17 protein-coding genes are annotated in these 19,292 nt (G+C 46.4%); 14 read left to right on the top strand and 3 right to left on the bottom strand.

The genetic code is table 11. The annotated features are described in order from the left end of the window. Window positions 1–106: 106 nt before the first annotated feature. Window positions 107–1,417: a uracil permease gene (gene uraA, locus NST83_RS18180; RefSeq protein WP_342415182.1), complete on the bottom strand. Its 1,311-nt coding sequence runs from the start codon at window positions 1,415–1,417 to the stop codon at window positions 107–109. Window positions 1,418–1,686: 269 nt separating this feature from the next. Between uraA and NST83_RS18175 the strand changes: the two genes are divergently transcribed. From NST83_RS18175 to NST83_RS18125, 11 genes are all read left to right on the top strand, one after another. Further along, window positions 1,687–3,864, top strand: coding sequence for a bifunctional (p)ppGpp synthetase/guanosine-3',5'-bis(diphosphate) 3'-pyrophosphohydrolase (locus NST83_RS18175; RefSeq protein WP_134913061.1), 2,178 nt, complete (start codon window positions 1,687–1,689; stop codon window positions 3,862–3,864). Window positions 3,865–4,001: 137 nt separating this feature from the next. Continuing rightward, window positions 4,002–4,448 carry a D-aminoacyl-tRNA deacylase gene (dtd, locus tag NST83_RS18170; RefSeq protein ID WP_137064039.1) on the top strand — a complete coding sequence of 149 codons (447 nt, stop codon included), beginning with the start codon at window positions 4,002–4,004 and terminating at the stop codon, window positions 4,446–4,448. Between the two features lie 101 nt (window positions 4,449–4,549). Beyond that, window positions 4,550–4,711: a hypothetical protein gene (locus tag NST83_RS18165; RefSeq protein ID WP_342415181.1), complete on the top strand. Its 162-nt coding sequence runs from the start codon at window positions 4,550–4,552 to the stop codon at window positions 4,709–4,711. A gap of 159 nt (window positions 4,712–4,870) precedes the next feature. Continuing rightward, entirely contained in the window at window positions 4,871–5,377 is a 507-nt protein-coding gene (locus NST83_RS18160) for a type 1 glutamine amidotransferase domain-containing protein (RefSeq protein WP_137064038.1), read from the top strand. Window positions 5,378–5,427: 50 nt separating this feature from the next. Next, window positions 5,428–5,880 (top strand): hypothetical protein, encoded by a 453-nt coding sequence (locus NST83_RS18155; protein ID WP_342415180.1) that lies wholly within the window; start codon window positions 5,428–5,430, stop codon window positions 5,878–5,880. Window positions 5,881–6,547: 667 nt separating this feature from the next. Then, window positions 6,548–7,792 (top strand): histidine--tRNA ligase, encoded by a 1,245-nt coding sequence (gene hisS, locus NST83_RS18150; RefSeq protein WP_342415179.1) that lies wholly within the window; start codon window positions 6,548–6,550, stop codon window positions 7,790–7,792. 154 nt (window positions 7,793–7,946) lie between these two features. Beyond that, on the top strand, window positions 7,947–9,725 hold the full coding sequence (aspS, locus tag NST83_RS18145; protein ID WP_137064035.1) for an aspartate--tRNA ligase: 1,779 nt from the start codon (window positions 7,947–7,949) through the stop codon (window positions 9,723–9,725). Between the two features lie 156 nt (window positions 9,726–9,881). Further along, on the top strand, window positions 9,882–10,631 hold the full coding sequence (locus NST83_RS18140) for a tRNA threonylcarbamoyladenosine dehydratase (protein ID WP_014282962.1): 750 nt from the start codon (window positions 9,882–9,884) through the stop codon (window positions 10,629–10,631). Window positions 10,632–10,680: 49 nt separating this feature from the next. After that, entirely contained in the window at window positions 10,681–11,979 is a 1,299-nt protein-coding gene (locus tag NST83_RS18135) for an NCS2 family permease (RefSeq protein ID WP_342415178.1), read from the top strand. Window positions 11,980–12,121: 142 nt separating this feature from the next. Next, window positions 12,122–13,873, top strand: a complete 1,752-nt coding sequence (locus NST83_RS18130) for an ABC transporter ATP-binding protein (RefSeq protein WP_170970896.1) — start codon at window positions 12,122–12,124, stop codon at window positions 13,871–13,873. Window positions 13,874–14,522: 649 nt separating this feature from the next. Continuing rightward, a complete protein-coding gene (locus tag NST83_RS18125) occupies window positions 14,523–15,479 on the top strand; it encodes a nucleoside hydrolase (RefSeq protein WP_342415177.1) in 957 nt (318 codons plus the stop codon). Window positions 15,480–15,544: 65 nt separating this feature from the next. Here NST83_RS18125 and NST83_RS18120 read toward each other — a convergent pair whose 3' ends face one another. Then, window positions 15,545–16,270 (bottom strand): AraC family transcriptional regulator, encoded by a 726-nt coding sequence (locus NST83_RS18120; protein WP_342415176.1) that lies wholly within the window; start codon window positions 16,268–16,270, stop codon window positions 15,545–15,547. Between the two features lie 207 nt (window positions 16,271–16,477). Between NST83_RS18120 and NST83_RS18115 the strand changes: the two genes are divergently transcribed. The 3 genes from NST83_RS18115 (at window position 16,478) to NST83_RS18105 (ending at window position 17,937) form a co-directional block, all read left to right on the top strand. Then, a complete protein-coding gene (locus NST83_RS18115) occupies window positions 16,478–17,056 on the top strand; it encodes a DUF1349 domain-containing protein (RefSeq protein WP_342415175.1) in 579 nt (192 codons plus the stop codon). Then, window positions 17,050–17,241 (top strand): hypothetical protein, encoded by a 192-nt coding sequence (locus tag NST83_RS18110; protein WP_342415174.1) that lies wholly within the window; start codon window positions 17,050–17,052, stop codon window positions 17,239–17,241. Before NST83_RS18115 ends, NST83_RS18110 begins: the two co-directional genes overlap by 7 nt. 228 nt (window positions 17,242–17,469) lie before the next feature. Then, window positions 17,470–17,937: a carbohydrate-binding protein gene (locus NST83_RS18105; protein ID WP_342417991.1), complete on the top strand. Its 468-nt coding sequence runs from the start codon at window positions 17,470–17,472 to the stop codon at window positions 17,935–17,937. Between the two features lie 86 nt (window positions 17,938–18,023). Here NST83_RS18105 and NST83_RS18100 read toward each other — a convergent pair whose 3' ends face one another. After that, a complete protein-coding gene (locus NST83_RS18100) occupies window positions 18,024–19,238 on the bottom strand; it encodes a helix-turn-helix domain-containing protein (protein ID WP_342415173.1) in 1,215 nt (404 codons plus the stop codon). Between the last annotated feature and the right edge of the window lie 54 nt (window positions 19,239–19,292).

Raw genomic sequence — 19,292 nt, 5'->3', positions numbered from 1 at the left:
ATCGCCGTTCTCCATGGGCTGTGGCTCAACACGCTTTGCCGTTTTGGCAGGTGGTGTTCATTCGCAGCCCATGGAGTCGGCGATTTTTAATGTGATGGGACAGTCATCAATCCGGTGTTTTTTCTGTCAAGGGTTCCTGAGTTTTATCATTGGACCAGCCGAGTACGTCAATCAGCTTGAAGAACAAGCTAAGGAGAATCCCGATGATTGTAGCCAACGCCATACCTTTGAGGGTAACAGCGCCCCAAGTGAGTGTAGCACCACTGATTCCGACGACCAGTACGACCGTAGCAAGCAGCATGTTAGTCGGCTTGGCAAAATCAACTTTTTGCTCCACGAAGATTCTTAGACCGGAAGCAGCGATGACACCGAACAACAGCAAGGATACGCCGCCCATGACCGGAGCCGGGATATTGGAAACAATCGCCGAGAAGGTGCCTGAGAAGGACAATAGGATGGCAATGACAGCGGCCCCTCCAATGACCCATACAGAGTACACTTTCGTTAAAGCCATAACCCCGATATTTTCACCATAGGTTGTATTGGGTGTCGAGCCGACGAAGCCAGAAAAGATAGTGGAGATACCGTTACCCAGCAGTGAACGATGCAGTCCGGGATCTTTGGACAGCTCGCGTCCGACAATGTTGCTGGTCACAAGCAAATGCCCGATATGCTCCACGATAACCACCAGAGCGACTGGAAGAATTGTCAGCATAGCCGAGGTGTTAAATACTGGAGTAGTAATTGCAGGGTGTCCGAAAAAAGGAGCGTCCGCAATTGCTTGCGTATTTACCATGCCCATAAAGTAAGCGAGCACATACCCCACCACGATACCGATCAGAATATGAATGATTTTGGCAAAACCGCGAAACAGTACGGCTCCCAGAACAGTGACCCCGAGTGTAACAAGGGAAAGGATAATGGTTTTGGGATCCGGGGTCCAGGCTTTGGTGGGATCGGCATTGATAATGCCTGCCATACCTGCTGCAACCGGAACCAGCTCCAGACCAATCAGGGCTACGATGGAGCCCATGACAGCCGGTGGGAATACAACGTCCAGCCACCGGGTTCCGGCATATTTGATCACCAGCGCAACAAGGCAGAAAATAATACCTGTAACAATGAAAGCGCCGAGGGCCATGGCATAACCATTGCCACCAGGGTTATTTTTAAGCACGAGACTAACTGGAGCGATAAAAGCGAAGCTGGAGCCGAGATAGGCGGGAATTTTGCCACGGCAGATCCAGATGTACAGCAATGTGCCAATTCCGTTCATTAGCAAAATCATGCCGGGATCGACACCGAAGATATTCGGTACCAGCACGGTACTGCCAAACATGGCAAACAAATGCTGTACGCTGAGCAGGAACCCGGGTCCTGCCGGAAGCTTTTCATTAACTTGAATTTCGCGTTGCAACGCAGTTCACTCCTTAGTTCTTTCAATTATTCTTATATACATTAATTACTTTTCGTATTTTTTTCAATATAATTCGTTTCATTTCGCCAACAATCCTGATTTCATTGACCTATATGTGTCGGAATGACACGACAATACCAAACCTGTAACAGTTGACGTGTGACGTGGTAACCGTCATAATTGTAGGAAATCACTTTTAAAAGGGAACCTTTGCGCGACATTGATCGGCGGGTTCCATTTTGCATAGAAAGGACACGGAATAGAGCAGAATGGGGATAGAGCAATTACTTAAAAAGGCCGGGGCCTATACCAGAGAAGCAGATCTTATCCGCATCAGGGAAGCCTACGATTTTGCCGAGCAGGCCCATTCAGGCCAGACTCGCAAGTCCGGTGAACCTTATATTCTGCATCCGCTTGCGGTTGCTGATATCGTCGTTAATATGCAGATGGATACCATCTCCATTATCGCCGCTCTTTTACATGACGTTGTGGAGGATACGACGGTGTCTTTGGCGCAGATTCGCGAGCATTTTGGCGATACATGTGCGATGCTTGTCGATGGTCTGACGAAGCTGGAGCGTATCCAGTTCCGTTCCAAGGAAGAACAACAGAACGAAAATTATCGAAAAATGTTTATTGCCATGGCACAGGACATTCGCGTCATTGTCATCAAGTTGGCGGATCGTCTGCATAACATGCGCACCTTGAAATACCAGTCTGAGGAAAGCCAGCGCCGGATCGCTTATGAAACGTTGGAAATTTTCTGTCCGGTTGCGAACCGACTGGGTATTTCAGCGATTAAATGGGAAATGGAAGATATTGCTTTGCGCTATCTGAATCCTCAGCAATATTATCGCATCGCCAATTTGATGCATAAGAAGCGGGCAGAGCGAGAGCAGTTTATTGATAACGTTATAGAACGCATCGCTGAGAAGCTGGAAGAGATGGGCATTCAGGCCGATCTATCCGGGCGTCCTAAGCATATTTACAGTGTGTTTAAAAAAATGACGACGAAAAACAAGCAATTCAATGAAATATATGATTTGCTGGCGATTCGGATCATTGTGGATAACATTAAGGACTGCTATGCCACACTGGGCATTATCCATACATTGTGGAAGCCGATGCCGGGGCGGTTTAAAGATTATATTGCCATGCCTAAGGCCAACATGTATCAGTCCCTTCATACGACAGTAGTAGGTCCGAATGGCGAACCAACCGAGGTACAGATTCGCACGGTGGATATGCACCGTACTGCTGAGTTCGGTATCGCGGCTCACTGGGCCTACAAAGAAGGAAATGGATCGAATAACACCAATTTTGAGGATAAAATCACCTTTTTTCGCGAAATTCTGGAGTTGCAAAATGAGGCGAAGGACGCGTCGGAATTTGTGGAATCGCTCAAAATGGACTTTTTCTCCGACCTTGTTTTTGTATTTACGCCAAAAGGAGAGGTTATTGAGCTGCCAGCCGGATCGGTTCCGCTGGACTTTGCTTTCCGGATCCATACCGAAGTCGGGAACCGCACAATTGGCTCCAAGGTAAACGGAAGAATTGTGCCGCTGGACTATCGGCTTAAAACCGGCGATATCGTCGAAATTATGACGTCCAAGCATTCCTATGGACCTAGTCAGGACTGGCTCAAAATTGCTCAGTCCTCTCACGCGCGCAGTAAAATCAAGCAGTGGTTCAAGAAGGAAAAGCGTGAGGAGAATGTCGAAAAAGGCCGTGAGAATCTGGAACGCGAGCTGAGAAAACGCGATATAGAGCCTTCGGTGTGGATGAGCGACGACAAGCTTCAGGAAGTTGCGCAAAAGTTTTCTTTTAACGATATCGAGGATATGCTGTCTGCCATCGGTTTTGGCGGGATTACAGCAGCGCAGGTCTGTACACGTCTAACCGAGAAGCTGCGCCGGGAGCAAGAAGAGGCACGACTGATTGAGTTGACGTCTGAGGTCAAGGAATATAAGCCGCAGGGCGAACGGAAAAAAACACCGACCAATGGTGTCAGTGTCAGAGGCGTCGACAATTTGCTCGTACGTTTTGCACGATGTTGTAATCCCGTGCCTGGAGACGACATCATCGGTTATGTAACACGTGGACGCGGGGTATCTGTTCACCGCACGGATTGTCCTAATATTCCTTCGGGTACAGGCGAAGATCAGGCGCGTGTGATCGAGGTTGAGTGGGAAGAAGCCGCAGAAGTGAATTACAGCGTCGATATTGAGATTACGGGACATGATCGTAACGGCTTGTTGAACGAGGTGCTTCAGGCTATTTCAGAAAATAAAACCAGCTTCTCAGCCGTTACAGGCCGTACAGACAAAAATAAAATGGCGATGATTCACATTACGATTCTCATCCGCAATACGGATCATTTGCACTCTGTTGTTGAACGAATCAAACGGGTGAAAGATGTGTACACTGTTCACCGGATTATGCAATAGACCATGTGGGTGTGAAAATAGGTTTACAGCCTTTGTAACGCATTTTGGTATAGAGACACGTTATGTTGCTAAAAGAGACGTGGCGTGCCTGTAGGAGGCTTTTAAAGGGCAAGGATAAAGGAGACATCGGACAGGCGATGAAGATTATTATTCAACGCTGTAAAGACGCTCAGGTAGCGGTTAATCAAAAGGTGGTCGGCAAGATCGGAACCGGATTGATGCTGCTGGTTGGTATTGGTCAGGGAGATACGGCGGCCGATGCCGTTTATTTAGCGGACAAAACAGCGGGATTACGTATATTTGAGGATACTGAAGGCAAAATGAACGACAGTGTGCTGGATGTTGGCGGAGCTATTTTGTCCGTCTCTCAGTTTACGCTGTATGGTGACTGCCGTAAGGGCAGAAGACCGAACTTCATGGGGGCGGCCAAGCCTGAGGAAGCAGAGAAGCTGTATGATTTTTTCAACAGTCAGCTAAGAGCAAAAGGCTTGGAGGTCGAGACGGGAATTTTCGGGGCCATGATGGATGTGTCATTGACCAACTGGGGTCCGGTAACGCTGATTCTGGATAGCGAACGTTCGTAACCTGGAGCAGTATAAAATGACCGTTCAAGGGGAGGATAATGTCATCTCCGCTGGTGTTTAGCCAGATGGATAGCTTTAAGGGTGACAGGAGAGACGAAACTATGCGTCAAACCCCCAAAATGAACGGTTATCGAACTGCTGCACTTTTTTTTCCCGGTAGCATTCAGGAGGCAACCAGCCTCGCTCGTGAGAGTGATACGTTATTGCAGCATGTTGCATCAGCTATGGACAAGCCGGGACGTGGCGCTTTGCCACGCAGGTAGGGAAGGAGCCGAGAGGCTCCTTTTTCTTTTTCACTGCTTCGAATTGTTATAAAAATAGATCAAGCGGGTAATAACAAAGCGTGGTAGACAAATGAAAATTGTTACAAACTTAACTTACAACTCATCTTGAGGATAATCGGAAAGGAGATCTGAACGATTATGAGTAAAATTGCGTTTTTGTTGGCCGACCAATTTGAGGATTCCGAAATGCAAGTGCCCTACGATGAATTAAAGAAAGCCGGACATGAGGCGGATATTATCGGGCTAAAACAAGGCGAAAAGGTAAACGGCAAGCAGGGAAAAGCAAGCTACACTATCGAAAAGGCCATTGCGGATGTGGAGTCAAGTGACTATGATGCTGTCGTTATTCCCGGCGGATCATCCCCGGAAAATCTGCGCCTGGATGCGTATGTTCTAAAATTTGTGACTGAAATTAATGAAGCAAAGAAAACGATCGGCGCGATTTGCCACGGTCCGCAAATTTTGGCGAGCGCTGATTTGTTACAGGGACGGACGATTACAGCTTATCCTCCTTTGAAGGATGACTTGATTAATGCGGGTGCGCATTTTGAGGATCGCGAGGCGGTTGTGGACGGAAACTTTATTACGTCTCGTACACCTAAAGATGAGCCTGCTTTTGTGCGTGAGCTGTTGAAGGTACTGTAAATTCCACTGGAATTCATGCCTGTACAATCCCATTTTGAGGAGGATTTGGTATGGAAAAGCAAATTCAGGCTTATTTTCGCACGGAGGACGAAGCTGAGGGCGCCAGAGCCTCGCTGCAAGCCTATAGAACGGAGCATTTGGAGGTAGGTGCGCTGGATGATGCGCTCGGCAGGGACACGCGGGTATTAATCCCAATGTTACCCTATAACAACACTGGCACTGCTGGCACGGCGATACCTGTCGCTGGGGCTTATGGTGAGAACATTATTCCAGAGGCGGAGAATGGCGAGGCTGACCGTGACACTGCACGCAGGGATTTGAACGAAGACCGCAGCGGAACGACGGATCACGACACAGGCCTACTTCATGCGACAGACGTCTACATTAACGGTGATCAGGATGAGTTGCGGTATGTATTGTCCGCGAAGGTGAATGATGCAGATTACGATGAGGTCATTTATAAGCTTCGTTCAAATCGCGGTTATGTAGCACGGCTGGATTAAAGCTGAAAAAATCGTCACAGGTTTGTCGACAAAATGAGGAATTCAGTTGTTATAGAAACGGCTGTAATACAAATGTAACATTCGAAACATCATTCCTTAATATTCGTTGTTTATAATAACAGCATGACCCCCTTTTGATATATCTTTTGAACCTGCGGACCGTTTCCGCAGGTTATTTTCTTTTTATAGGACTTATTTGTCTTATTGTGAAGGGAATGTCTTGACTTTGTCGAAGCGGTTCTTTAAAATCATAAAATAATGAAAAATGATTTGATGACGGGACCAAGTACTCCGAACCCACAAGCGCAGAGAGGAATTTCCAGGCTGTAAAAATTCCCTTGATGAGCGGACGAATGACTTCCCCGAGAACAGACGGCGAACAATTGAGGAATATACGCTTAGAGTACATGGTAATTGTACCAAATAGCCGATGATCCTGCATAATAGCCGTACTGCGCGTTACGGGCGTTATACGTATGAGCGGAGTCAGCGCAATGCTGACGGGCACTGAGCGTTTTTTACGCTGGTTGTCCAGGCAAACTCCGGAATGTGGGTGGTACCACGGGTGATTCGTAAACGACAATCTCTCGTCCCTGTTAATTTAACAGGGCGAGGGATTTTTTGTTTTATATTGAAACAAGAAATACACAGACGGGGGGATATGTTAATGGCCTTTCAAAAACCAACGGGAACGCAGGATTTGCTGCCGGGCAATGTAGAAAGATGGCAAGTTGTCGAGGAAAAAGCCCGTGAAATTAGCCGCCGCTTTAATTATCGTGAAATCCGTACACCAATGTTCGAGCAAACGAATTTGTTTGTTCGGGGTGTGGGTGAAACGACGGATGTGGTGGAAAAGGAAATGTACACCTTTGAGGATAAAGGAAAACGTAGTATGACTTTACGTCCGGAAGGGACAGCAGGTGTGGTTCGCTCCTATGTGGAGAATAAGCTGTACGGGGAGCCGGATGTAACGAAGCTGTATTATATCGGTCCAATGTTCCGCTATGAGCGTCCACAGGCTGGACGTCAGCGCCAGTTCCACCAATTTGGTATCGAAGCTTTAGGCGCAGTAGATCCTGCACTGGACGCAGAGGTTATCGCTTTCGGGTATCAGTTCTGCCGTGAGCTGGGCTTGAAAGGGGTAAAGGTAGAAATTAACTCAGTCGGCAATGCAGCTAGTCGTGCAGCTTACCGTCAGCATCTGGTGGATTTCCTGTTGCCGATCAAGGATACATTGACCAAAGAGAGCCAAGCGCGTATTGAGCGTAACCCGTTGCGCGTGCTGGATAGCAAGGATGACCAGGACAAATTTGGCGGTGCGCCTTCCATTTTGGATAGCTTGGACGAGGAATCAAGCACCCATTTTGAGAAGGTGAAGCAAAATTTGGACGCTATGGGTGTGGAATATACAGTCAACCCGCGCTTGGTACGGGGGCTGGATTACTATACGCTGACCGCGTTTGAATTCAAAGCCGAAGGGATTGGAGCTATTGACACCATCGGAGGAGGCGGACGCTACAACGGATTGGTTGGCGATCTGGGCGGACCGGATCAGCCGGGTATTGGCTTCGGTATCGGACTGGAGCGGATTCAGCTAATCCTGGAGCATCAGGGTGTCCAACTGAACGAAGCCAAGCCGCTGGATGTATATATGGTGGCGTTGGGTGAAGCGGCAGAAACGGAAGTAACCAGACAGTTGTTCAAGCTGCGCCAAGCCGGATTTTCCGCTGAGCGAGATTATCTGGGTCGCAAAATGAAGGCACAGATGAAATCAGCAGATCGTTTTAAAGCGCGGTACACTGCGATTTTGGGCGAGGATGAGCTGGTACGTGGTGAAATTGCACTGAAAAATATGGAAACTGGCGAGCAGCGTACCGTCAAGCTGAATCAACTGGTGGAAGAGCTGGGTTAAAACTCAGATCATCTTTAATTATCACCTGTGATGCAGTAGCACGAAACAAACAGAACAGATATGTATCGAAGTTCGAGCAACATTCAGTCGGGTGGAACTTCCTTCGGCTGATCAGATATCATCAACCACTAAAATATAAACAGGAGTGTGTATTATGAAAAGGAGTCATCAATGTGGGGCATTAACCCATGCACATATCGGAGAAACAGTTACATTGAATGGTTGGGTACAAACCCGTCGTGACCTGGGAGGCGTACTTTTTATCGACCTGCGTGATCGCAGCGGGATTGTACAAATCGTGTTTAACCCGGCATATTCTGGTGACGCGCTGCAAATTGCGGACCGTGTTCGTAGTGAATACGTTCTGGAGGTTACGGGTACAGTGGTCAAGCGTGATGCAGAAACCATTAACGCGAACCTGCCTACAGGTGAAATTGAAGTACGTATTACGGAAATCGAAGTATTGAATGCAGCTAAAACACCTCCATTCTTCATTGAAGATGGCGTGGAAGTGGATGAGTCGCTGCGTTTGAAATACCGCTATCTGGACCTGCGTCGTCCGGAAATGCACCAGACTTTGAAATTGCGTTCCAAAGCAGCAAAAGTATTCCGTGACTTCCTGGACGGTGAAGATTTCATCGAGGTGGAAACACCGATTTTGACGAAAAGCTCTCCAGAGGGTGCACGTGACTATCTGGTGCCAAGCCGTGTGCATGATGGTGAGTTTTTCGCCTTGCCGCAATCGCCACAGCTTTACAAGCAATTGCTGATGGTGGGTGGGGTAGAACGCTACTACCAAATTGCACGTTGTTTCCGTGATGAAGATTTGCGTGCTGACCGCCAGCCTGAATTTACACAGGTCGATATTGAGACCTCCTTTATGCAACAGGATGACTTGCTGCCAATGATGGAGCAACTGATGGTGAAGCTGTTCAGAGAGACGGTTGGAGTAGAACTGGAAACGCCGTTCCAACGGATTACTCATGCCGATGCGATGGACAAATACGGCTCGGACAAGCCGGATCTGCGTTTTGGCCTTGAGCTGATTCATGTCAATGATATCGTGGCAAGCAGCGGCGTGAAGGTATTTGCTTCTGTAATTGAAAAAGGCGGCGAGGTTAAAGTTCTCAATGCTAAGGGCTGTGGCACATGGAGCCGCAAGGAAATTGACGATCTGGGTCCTTATGCTGCACGTTATGGTGCCAAAGGTCTGGCTTGGATTCAAGTAAAAGAAGGCGAATTCAAGGGGCCTATCGTTAAATTCTTTACACCGGAAGAAATCGAAGCTTTGAGAGAGCGTACGGGAGCCGAAGAAGGCGACTTGCTGCTCTTCTCTGCGGATAACAAAAAAGTAGTCGCTGATGTATTGGGCGCGCTTCGTCTGAAAATTGGCCGTCAACTGGGTCTGATCGACGACAACGTATACAAATTTGCATGGGTTGTAGACTTCCCGCTGCTCGGCTACGATGAAGAACAAAAACGTTATGTAGCAGAGCACCATCCGTTCACTCGTCCGAAGGACGAAGACCTTGCCGTCTTGGACACAGACCCGGGTCAAGTTCGTGCCCAAGCATACGATATCGTGCTGAATGGCTACGAAGTGGGCGGCGGCTCGATGCGGATTTACAAACGCGATGTTCAGGAGAAAATGTTCAATGCTCTCGGCCTATCGCCAGAAGTAGCTAAAGAAAAATTTGGCTACCTGTTGGATGCATTCGAATATGGTACGCCTCCACATGGCGGTATTGCCTTCGGCTTTGACCGTCTGGTGATGCTGCTTGCGGGTCGTACAAACCTGCGTGAAACGATTGCATTCCCGAAAACAGCCAATGCGACTGACCTGTTGATGGATGCACCGTCCGAAGTGGATCAAGCTCAATTGGAGCAGCTTCATATCCGTCTTGCTCCGAAGCCGGTTGCTCCTAAAGCGTAAGATGAATGTTTGATTTTACAAGTACCTTATAGGGGCCTGTGAATAGCTAAGAAAAATGCCATGAACCCGTTATCCTCTTATGGATAATGGGTTCGTGGTTTGTATGCATAAAGTTGAAGCATAGAGTTAAAATCAGTGAGGGAGGACATGTACCATATGCTGCATCAATTTTCACGAACAGAGCTGGCCATCGGAACTGAGGGTCTGGAGGTTATGAAAAATAGCACGGTAGCCGTGCTGGGTATCGGCGGTGTCGGCTCCATTGCTGTAGAAGCGCTGGCGCGGACTGGTGTCGGTCGAATCATTTTGATTGATAAAGACGTCGTAGATATTACAAATATTAACCGCCAAATTCATGCGCTGACGACAACGGTAGGCCAAAAAAAGGCTGATCTGATGGTAGAGCGCGTGAAGCTGATTAATCCAGAATGTGAAGCGATTGCCCTGAACATGTTTTATACGGAAGAAACGTATGAGGAACTGTTCAAGTACGATCTGGATTATGTGCTGGATGCCTCGGATACGATTATTTACAAAATTCATTTGATCAAGGAATGTTTGAAGCGGGGCATTCCGATGATCTCCAGTATGGGCGCGGCCAATAAAATGGACCCAAGCCGTTTTCAGGTGGCGGATATCTCCCAAACGAAAATGGATCCGATTGCCCGTGTAATCCGCACCAAGTTGCGTAAGGAAGGCATTACAAAAGGCGTCAAGGTCGTATTTTCGGATGAGGAACCGATGAAGCCGCGTGAAGAGATTACGAAAAAAATCGTACCTGCGAATGCACCCGAAATCCGGAAGGCGAAGCAGCCGCCTGCGAGCAATGCTTTTGTACCTCCCGTGGCAGGATTGATCATGGTTAGTGTGGCTGTCAAGGATTTGTTAAACAACGCTGGCGTGTAAGTCCGAAAATAGTAGGTACAGATCGAACAACTAGCTGGAGGGTTTTGGTATGAAGGGTGGACTATGGTCCAGAAGTCTCGGTTTCAAACCCGAGCATCATTGGAAAAAGGAAGTGGCTGCTGGCGCCATTTCCTATTTTTCCGTTATATATATTGTCATGGTCAATGCGACCATTTTGGCAGATGCCGGGATTCCATTACAAGGAGCTATGCTGGGTACACTGCTCACGTCGATTATTGGCTGCTTGCTTATGGCCTTTGGCGGAAAGTCCCCAATGGTTGTTGTACCAGGGATGGGGATTAATGCTTTTTTCACTTATACGCTCGTACACTCTATGAAGCTGAGCTGGCAGGAAGCATTGATGGTGGTCACCATTACAGGTATTATATTCGCCGTTGTTGCATTTACGTCCTTGTACAAGCTGATTAGTCAGGCGATTCCTCATAATTTACAGCACGGAATTACGGTAGGAATTGGTTTGTTTTTGACCTTTATTGGATTGCAAAAAAGCGGCATCGTGATTGCTCACCAAACGACTTTTGTCGCGATCGGCCATTTTAATGATCCAAAGGTAATCACGGCTTGTGTAACATTGCTGCTCGCTATTGTGCTGTTTGTGCGCAACGTTCAGGGAGGACTGCTGATTAGTATTTTGGCAGGAACAGGGCTTGCTTACGTGCTGGGAGCTGTAGAACCAACAAGCGGGGTACGAACCTCTGAAACAGTGCGGCAGTATGGGCAATTGTTTGGCGAGCTATCCTTTTCAGGCATCGTTTCAGTAGCCTTCTGGATCGCCGTTTTTCTGCTACTGCTCATTGTTCTGTTCGAAAACATTGGGATGATTGCTGCACAGACCAACATGATCGGAAGACCGGATACGTTCAAGAACAGCTTGCGAGTGTTGGCGGTAACCAATATTTTCGCCGGTATTTTAGGGAGCAGTCCGGCGGTAGCGGCGGCGGAATCCACGGCGGGTATTGCAGCAGGAGGCCGCTCAGGAGCGACGCCGCTGGTCACTGCCATTTTATTCGGGGCAACCTTCTTTTTCATTCCGTTACTAGCTTACATTCCGGATAGTGCCATTGCGCCCGTGCTCATCATCATTGGCGGTCTGATGGTACAAAATGTCCGTGAGATGGATTTTAGTGATTTTACCGAGGCGTTTCCTGCATTTCTGGTCATGGTGATGATGCCCTTTACGTATAGCATTGTAGACGGAATGGCATTTGGCTTTATTGCTTACCCCGTAGCCAAACTGGCAGCAGGGCGTGGCAAGGAAGTGCCTGTCGCATTGTATATCATTTCAGTATTGTTTGTGGCTAACTTTGTGCTTCATTCTCTGGTGTAGTAAACTCAAATTTAGGCTGTACTGTTCATACCCGCGCTCAGCGCGGGTGTTGTTGTTTGGACAAGAATGGTTAGACAGGAAGCGAGGTACATGGTTTATGGAAAAGGAACATCATCTACAGCGGGATGAACAGCAGGACCTAATGAAGGAAAAGCCGGATAAAAAACCCGATAAGGCTGGCATGGGCCGATTTGTCAAATTGATTGCAAGCGCACATCCTCCCAAGGCCATTCTCGTGATCGCCCTGATTCTGACCTTGATCCAGACGATTGCCGGTTTAATTGTACCGCTGATGACCAAAGGACTGATCGACGGTTTAACCTTTTCTTCATTGAACCGTATAGTCATTTTTGGCCTGCTGGGGGCCTTTGTGCTTCAGGCAGTGGCTTCAGCGGTTTCCATTTATATGTTGAACTATGCCGGACACAAAATTGTCGCTAATTTGCGCAAACGCTTATGGCATAAAATTTTGTCTCTTCCCATTCCGTATTTTGATCGGAATCGTTCCGGGGATACGATGAGTCGTGTCACCAATGATACAAGTCTGATTATGAACCTGATTACGGAGTATCTTGTGAATCTGATTTCTAACGTGATTGCCATTATTGGCGGTATCGCTTTGTTGTTTTATCTGGATTGGGTTATGACACTTATTATCATGGCTATTGTGCCGTTAACAGCGCTGATTTTATTTCCGGTGGGCAGGAAAATGTACCGTATATCCAAAAAGCAGCAGGATGAGATGGCTGATCTGACCTCGGTACTGAGTCAGGTAATCGGAGAAATCAGGTTGGTAAAGGCGTACGGGACAGAAAGCAGGGAAGCACAGGCCGGGGAGGATCGTATTTACCGGATGTTCCGCTTTGGCTTGCAGGAATCCCGTATTTTGGCCCTTGTTGGTCCTATCTCTACTTTCTTGCTGACCGCCGTGCTGGTTATTATTTTGGGTGTTGGTGGTGTTCGCGTCGCATCGGGCGTGCTGACTGCCGGGGATTTGGTAGCTTTTATTTTACTGCTGTTTCAGGTCATTACACCGATGGCCCAGTTCACAACTTTATATTCGCGTCTGCAAAAGGTGGTAGGAGCAACGGAACGAATCCAGACGATTTTGGATCATGAAGAGGAGCCGCTGGAATTGAAGCAGGAAGCGACAAAAGAGAGCAGAGATATCGTGCTGCGTGATGTTGTCTTTTCCTATACTGAAGGTGAAGAGGTTCTTCATCATGCCAGCTTGGTCATTCCGGCTAACCGGACAACTGCATTTGTCGGACCGAGCGGGAGCGGCAAGTCCACTCTGTTTTCGTTGCTAGAGCGTTTTTATGTACCAGATACAGGAGAGATTCGTTATGGAGACGAGCCGATATCATTGTATACATTATCCTCCTGGCGCTCTAAAATCGGCTATGTGTCCCAGGAAAGCTCGATGATGACCGGAACGGTCAGAGATAACATCACGTATGGCTTGGGACGGGAAGCTGATCTGGAGGAAGTGAGACAGGCAGCCACGATGGCATATGCGGATACATTTATTATGGATTTACCGCAGGGCTATGAGACTGAGGTGGGTGAGCGGGGGATGAAGCTCTCCGGCGGACAGCGTCAACGGATTGCTATTGCGCGTGCGCTTCTTCGCAGCCCGGACATTCTTATGCTGGACGAGGCTACATCCAGTCTGGACAGCTCTTCCGAGCATGAGGTGCAGAAAGCACTGGCGAATCTGATGGAAGGTCGTACGACGATTGTTATCGCTCACCGTTTGTCTACTGTGGTTCATTCCGATCAAATTATTGTGTTGGACAAGGGTAAGGTAACCGGTGCAGGAACTCATGCCGAGTTAATAGAGTCCCATCAGGTATACCGCGAGCTGGCTCAGAAGCAGTTTGTGGAAGTGTGAGGAGCGGAGTATGGAGCGCGTTTGAGGCCGCTTCGCGTGTGATTTGATCCTCCGATCGCTGTTACTTCTGAATTCCTCTAATTGTAATAAGACAGAAGGTTGGAATTCAGAGGCAAAGGTCAACGCTCCGCTTCTTCGGATTCAAATCACCCGCTTCGCTGGTGCCGCAAGGGTCCATACTTTTGTGAAAGGGCCGGGAAGGTCAAGGGCAAAGTTCAAAAACATGAGATCAACACCATGAGTGCACTTCACTGCACTAGAGAAGTTACACTCACAACAGCAAAGTGGGCGGAGTTGGTTTTTCCAAAATATTGACGAAAAGGTTTTATAAAGATATTTAACAAGGAATCAGGGAGTTTTTTGAAGCTGTATGACATACAACATATAGAGTTGTCTAAAATGATGCTAGATTAAAAAGTGGACATCGAGAAGCGAGAATAGGAGGAAGGGAAAGCTGTCGCCCAAGTGGCGAGAGAGCTGGGCATTTTCGCAAGCACGCTGTATCGTGGGATTGTCGAAAAGCATTTTTCTTCCCTCACCCGCACGCATCTTACGGATTATAAAAGCGCATACCCGACGAGTGCACTTGTTGACATTTGTGTTATCATTTAAGAAAGCGCTTAATATATAGCTGGAAGGTGAGAGGAAAATGATGAAGAGACAGGAAATCCTTGACTCAAAATTTAAATTCAATGTGCCGGATTCGAAAAAGGTAAGAGTCATTGTTCACGCAGATGCCAAAAACGAGGCAGATGACCAATTCGCTATTGTCCATCATTTACTTACTCCCTCGTTTGAGATTGCCGGAATTATTGCCGGTCATTATGGAATAAAATTTAGAATGTCTCAGAATGAAGAACAACCTGTATGCAGCATGTCAGAGAGCTACACAGAGATTGATAAGCTTCTTCACCTGATGGGTATGAATGACATTCCTGTTCAGAAGGGTGCCACAGGTCCAATAGATCTGGATGATAACTTGCAAGTGAGTGAGGGCGCTGACTTTATTGTTGAAGAGGCGATGAAAGACGATGAGCGACCCCTGTTTGTGGCTCTTCAAGGATGTCTTACAGATCTGGCGCTGGCATATCGGAAAAATCCTCAAATTTCCAACCGTTTGACTGCAATCTGGATCGGGGGCGGAGATTATCCGCTAGGAGGCAATGAATTTAATATGTATCAGGATGTTCGGGCAGCACAGATTGTGTTTGACTCATCCATTCCGATTTGGCAGATTCCCATGAGTACATATAGACAGGTAGAGGCATCTTTAGCAGAAATTCAGGATAAGGTACACGCATGTGGACCCATCGGTCGATATCTGTTTGAACAATTAGTTGATTTCAACACGGATATGGGATTAAAGTATCCGGACTGGAGATGGCCGCATGGGGAGACCTGGTGTTTGGGGGATCAGCCGACAATAACTGTGTTGCTATATGGTAAAGATCGGTGCACATACCATATGGAATATGCGCCGATCATTGGAGAGGATATGACCTATGAGATGAGAACGGAGGGCAAGCAAATACGAGTCTACGATTATATAGATGTGAGGATGACGATGGAAGACTTCTATTCAAAGCTGCGGATCTGTTATGGTTAATGTCGTGCGAAAATCACAACGTAAGCGCTATCATGAGAGCTATAGATTCACAGTAAGGATAACTTCTAAAATAGAGAAGTCTTACTATGTTCCTTTCTAAACTGGAAAGGGGTAAGCCCAACATTTTTCTTGAAGGCATTGGAGAAATGCGGATTACTATTAAAGCCGAGGGAACTCGCAACGATATGCATGGGTATACTGGTGTACTGCAGCATGTCTTTGGCTTCCTCGATCTTTCTCTGGGTGACATATTGATAGGCTGAAATTCCAGTCGTTTGTTTAAACAGCGTCGTCAAATATTCCGGAGTCATTCCCATGTATCCGGCAATATCATCCAGAGTTAGCGGGGAATGCAGCTTTTGTTCAATATAATGAATGCATTTATCAATGGGATACCCGTATGAGACTTTTCGTCGACTTTGCAGCAGATCTTTGTACCGCATAGCCATTTCATCAAAGAGTGCTGATGATTCTTCTGTTGTTTTAATTGTATCCGCCTTGTGAATAAAGAAATCACCCGTGCTGTATGCATGTTCCGAATTAACATGGTTATCGATCAAATACGAGGTTAGTAGAAATACCGTACCTGTGATCGTCAGCTGTAAATTTTTAATCTCGTTATCCGAAAGAATGCCCATATCACCGTCCAGATTATTGCAAAATTGTGAAGCAACTCCGGAACTATGGGGACGGTTAAAAAGGTTAAAGAGAAGCTCCACGTTCCTCTCGGGTGTATGATGTTCAAATTCGCTGGAGCGAAGCCTGAACAAAAAGTCATAATATTTTAGCATGGTGTCCTACCCTTCATCCATAAAAGTGTGCTCATAATATCAAGGTGAAAATCCATATTAGTATTTTAAAATTATCTTAGTATTATGTAACATCATATATCGTAATTTTGGTACATTGTCAAATGAGACAAGAATACTGTGTTATCACTTCTCTTCAACAAGCAACTAGAGGATGGATATCAACATTACGCATTGGAGGCAAAAAAAGTGGACTTTAAAGATTTTCAGTGGGTGAACGGAGCCCAACATAATGTAACGGAAGATGGCATAGAAATATTTGCTCCAAAAGGCTCGGAATATTTTGTTCATCCCGGGAATGGGGATGTAAATACAAGCGCACCTTTTTTTTATCAGTGGGTTGAAGGGGATTTCGTGTTGCGAGCGAGAGTAAGTCTGGCTTTTGTCAGCACGTTTGATGCTGGCGTTCTTCTTGCAGTAGATCATGATAATCTATGGGCAAAAGCTTGTTTCGAAAGAACGGATTTCGATACGCATTCCGTAGTAACCGTTATGACCAATGGGCTATCGGATGATGCCAATGGATATAATGTTGAGGGGCAAGAAGTATGGCTCCAATTAGCTCGCAAAGATGATATTTTTGCTACACACTATTCATTGGATGGAGAAAGATATATAATGGCTCGTCTTTGTAATCTTCCGATGCAAAAGAGAATCAAGGTAGGACTCGAAGCTCAGTCTCCGATTGGAGAGGGAGCATTGATTCATTTTAAAGATGTCTCCTTGGAGCTGAGAGGCCTGGAAGATATTCGTGGAGGAAATTGTTAAATTTTAGTCAGGATGCGTTGAAGACATTGCCTTTCTCCGTTATGAATTTTGCGGGACAATATTCATCTGACTATGGTTCACAGTTTGCGGTAATGGTATTAACCTCTATTCCAGCGATCATCATTTATGCCATTTTCAACGAGAAAATTACCAAGGGTGTCACAACTGGTGCAGTGAAAGGCTGATGCACAACCCAGATTCAAGGAACGATTTCTGTCAAGGCGGAGATCGTTCCTTTTTTTCAAAAGATTCCGTTGCTGTGGCTGGTTGACATATATTTTCAGTATTCGGCAATTACAAACTTTCCACTATTTCTCTCTACTGATTCAGTAGAAGATCGGTTGCTAAAATAAGAAAGCGATATTATACCCTGAAATTCTGAAGGGGATACATATTTTGGTGATCGATTACAAATTGGTTGCGAAGTTTATTCGACAGGGGAAGAAGTTTTCACTATCCTTGCTTGCGGCAGTCATGGTGAGCACATTAACCTGGTCAGCAAGGAACGAAGTATTACATTAGCTGGACAATATTACGCTGTGATGTCAACGAAGAGGAACTCTTGGGTGGCATTGCCAAATGTGAGTCTGGACGGGGTGAATAAGCTCAAATTACGAGTCAGTTCACATAATAACAGTTCAATCATTGAGGTGAGAGCAGGATCACCTGACGGAGCCAAACTGGCGACTTTGAAATTTGGCCCAACAGGAATGTCTTCATATGAGATTCCAAGCTTGAATGGAACCGGAGCAACGCTGAATGAAATGAAATATTCGGATGTGATCGCTGAAATAACCCACAAAGTGAAGGGCAAACAGAATGTGTACCTTGTTTTCAAAGATAAGGATATCCGTGTAGATCAGATTCAATTGATTCACTAAATTGACGTAGTATTGCAGAAAGAAAAGAGCAAAGCCCAAGCGAAGGATGCTTGGGCTTTGGCTTTCGTAGCATAGACTAAACCACACTACTCTATGAGCTCTCTAGATGGTTTCAGGCCGTAGGTATCCCTGTACTGTTTGGGTGTGGTTCCAGCCACCTCTTTAAAAATTTTACCAAAATGGCTTTGGGAGCAAAAGCCCAGGCTTGTTGCAATCTCGCTGTAGGTATACTCGGAATAGATCAGTAAATTACGGGCAAGATTCATCTTTTCCTGCATGATGAAGTCACGGATCGTCACTCCTTCCGTTCTACTGAACAGATCTGCAAGGTAATTTGCATTGACGTTCAGTTCCTTGGCAATCCCGCCAAGTGTGATCTTGTCATGCAAATGTTCAAAAATATAATCCTTACATCGAGTAATTTTGGGGTTGGAATGCATCGCGGCAGGCTGCTTATGTCTCATTTGCTTGATATCGTATACTAAACGGGTATATTCATACTCGGCGTTACGGCATAACTGATGAATGGTGTGGCGATCATTTAATTCTTCCATTTTGTAAATGTAGCTGTCACTTAAGGAGTAGGCAATCTCGGGAGAGACCCCTCCTTCAATAGCTGCGCGACTTGCCAGCGTAATTACGACAATGCATATGTTTTTTAGGGATCGAAGCGGGTCGTGAGCAAGAACGCCATAGTGTCCGCTACTTTTTTCGCTTAGACTGCGTTCTAATTGTTTGAAATCTCCGTTACGGATGCTGCTGATCTCCCGAACCTCTTGATCATACGGATTGTGCATTTTGCCTGACTCCTGATTTTGAAAAAGAATATCGGAGAAATGTTTTTTTACGTTTTGTTCTGCACGGGTATCCAGGTTGAACTCCAGCAACTCTTTTCGGTCTATCGGATCATTCGAAAGCAAATTACGCATCAAAAGTGTATGTTGCAGCAATAGATCAAAGTCACAGAATACAACGTGTTCAGTGTTCTCAATGATCCCCCAGTCCGGCATGACGTGCTGAAAGGGGACTTGTTCCAGGATTCGCACCGGGCCGATCTGAAAACAGTAATTCGACACAATCATGATGACATAGACCTGACAAGAACGATTTTCTATAATGACAGGCAAGGATTTAGGATGTGCAGTCTTGAAGATTACAGGCCATTCTGATCGGGCTGAATCTACTGCCCCCTCTTGGGATCCCGAAATCTCTGTATTGAGGATATCTCCGGCCAAACTGTATTGAATTACGTTAGTCTGTAACTGGGTTGAAAGGTATCTCATGAGATAGGGAATATTCATAGAGCCTCCGTTTGGGTCACAAAGTTTTTTGAATCAATCTAAATTTTGTGATAA

The organism is Paenibacillus sp. FSL R10-2782 (assembly GCF_038592985.1).
Lineage (GTDB): Bacteria > Bacillota > Bacilli > Paenibacillales > Paenibacillaceae > Paenibacillus > Paenibacillus terrae_C.
This window is presented reverse-complemented; position numbering and strand designations above follow the sequence as displayed.

Excerpts from the sequence above, each read along its gene's own strand:
- NST83_RS18175 (WP_134913061.1), top strand. The coding sequence starts at position 1,687 with ATGGGGATAGAGCAATTACTTAAAAAGGCCGGGGCCTATACCAGAGAA.
- NST83_RS18135 (WP_342415178.1), top strand. The coding sequence starts at position 10,681 with ATGAAGGGTGGACTATGGTCCAGAAGTCTCGGTTTCAAACCCGAGCAT.
- NST83_RS18125 (WP_342415177.1), top strand. The coding sequence starts at position 14,523 with ATGATGAAGAGACAGGAAATCCTTGACTCAAAATTTAAATTCAATGTG.
- NST83_RS18155 (WP_342415180.1), top strand. The coding sequence starts at position 5,428 with ATGGAAAAGCAAATTCAGGCTTATTTTCGCACGGAGGACGAAGCTGAG.
- NST83_RS18165 (WP_342415181.1), top strand. The coding sequence starts at position 4,550 with ATGCGTCAAACCCCCAAAATGAACGGTTATCGAACTGCTGCACTTTTT.
- NST83_RS18160 (WP_137064038.1), top strand. The coding sequence starts at position 4,871 with ATGAGTAAAATTGCGTTTTTGTTGGCCGACCAATTTGAGGATTCCGAA.
- aspS (WP_137064035.1), top strand. The coding sequence starts at position 7,947 with ATGAAAAGGAGTCATCAATGTGGGGCATTAACCCATGCACATATCGGA.
- dtd (WP_137064039.1), top strand. The coding sequence starts at position 4,002 with ATGAAGATTATTATTCAACGCTGTAAAGACGCTCAGGTAGCGGTTAAT.
- NST83_RS18130 (WP_170970896.1), top strand. The coding sequence starts at position 12,122 with ATGAAGGAAAAGCCGGATAAAAAACCCGATAAGGCTGGCATGGGCCGA.
- NST83_RS18120 (WP_342415176.1), bottom strand. The coding sequence starts at position 16,270 with ATGCTAAAATATTATGACTTTTTGTTCAGGCTTCGCTCCAGCGAATTT.
- NST83_RS18100 (WP_342415173.1), bottom strand. The coding sequence starts at position 19,238 with ATGAATATTCCCTATCTCATGAGATACCTTTCAACCCAGTTACAGACT.
- NST83_RS18140 (WP_014282962.1), top strand. The coding sequence starts at position 9,882 with ATGCTGCATCAATTTTCACGAACAGAGCTGGCCATCGGAACTGAGGGT.
- hisS (WP_342415179.1), top strand. The coding sequence starts at position 6,548 with ATGGCCTTTCAAAAACCAACGGGAACGCAGGATTTGCTGCCGGGCAAT.